Source organism: Arthrobacter sp. SAFR-044 (genome assembly GCF_059414985.1).
Map to the genome: position 1 here is coordinate 1 of NZ_JBPFDN010000032.1, position 1,312 is coordinate 1,312.

The 1,312-nt window shown below is 66.5% G+C and carries 1 protein-coding gene; it reads left to right on the top strand.

Features of this window, described 5'->3' with window-relative positions:
• Positions 1-194: 194 nt before the first annotated feature.
• Positions 195-1,312, top strand: a 1,118-nt coding sequence (gene istA, locus ACR65J_RS20985; protein WP_440172728.1) for an IS21 family transposase, incomplete at its 3' end; no start/stop codon positions are given.

The window sequence follows — 1,312 nt, forward strand, 5'->3', positions numbered from 1 at the left end:
TGTTAGCGGCCATGAAAAACTGCCCATAGGCGGCCACGAAAATGCCCACTGACGGCCAGTAGAACTGCCCAGCGGTGGCCATGAGATCTGCCCACTTCCTTACTGAACCTGCCGCGTCTTAAGCGGCGGGGGCCTCTCCCCGGGATTTGATGACGGTGTCTAGACGCACCAAGTCACTCGGGAAGAGGCCCTGTATGAAGCATGACGGAGAAATCATGGAAATTCTTGCTGCCTACGATCTGACCGGATCGTTGCGCGCGACGGCGGAACTGACAGGCTGTTCGCACCACACTGTTGCCAGGCATGTCGCCGCCCGGGACGCCGGCCGGCCGATCGCCCAACCAGCTCCCCGGCCGCGGGTCACGGATTCTTACCTGCCCAAGATCGAGGAATGGATCGAGGCGTCCAAAGGGCGGATCCGCGCCGACAAGGCCCACGAAAAGCTCCTGGCCCTGGGCTATACGGGATCGGAACGGTCGACCCGCCGGGCGATTGCCCAGGTGAAGGCCGCCTGGCGGTTGGGCCACACCCGCGTGCACCGGCCTTGGATCACAGAGCCGGGGATGTGGCTGCAGTACGACTTCGGCGACGGGCCCCGCATTGACGGGGTGAAGACCATCCTGTTCGTGGCCTGGCTGGCGTTCTCGAGGTTCCGGATCGTGATCCCGTTGCGGGACCGGACCGCGCCGAGCGTGTTCGCCGCCCTGGACCGCTGCTTCCGGGTCCTGGGCGGGGCACCGACCTACGTCCTGACCGATAACGAGAAAACCGTGACCACCGCCCACGTCGCCGGGGTCCCGGTGCGGAACCAGCAGACCTTGGACTTCGCCCGCCACTACGGGGTCACCGTGCTGACCTGTCAGCCAGCGGATCCCGCCACGAAGGGCGGGGTTGAGGCGTCGGTGAAGCTAGCCAAGGCCGACCTCGTGCCCAAAGACACCAACCTCCGCCCCGGCTACGCCTCCTTCGCCGAGCTCGAGAGCGCTTGCGAGGAATTCATGGCAGAGGTGAACAACCGGGAACACCGGGCGACCCGGCGAAAACCCTCCGCCATGCTCACTGAGGAGCAGCCCCGGCTGCACCGCATCCCGGACACCGCGCATACGGTCGCGTTCGGACTCTCCCGCACCGTCCCGGACAACACCCCAATGGTCGCCTTCGAGAACGGCCAATACTCCGTGCCCGCGCATCTGCTCGGGGCGAGGGTGTTCGTCCGTTCCCACGGCACCGGGCCCGACGAACAGGTCATCATCGTCCACCACGGCCCCGCCGGCCCCGTCGAGGTCGCCCGACATCACCGGGCCAGGCCCGG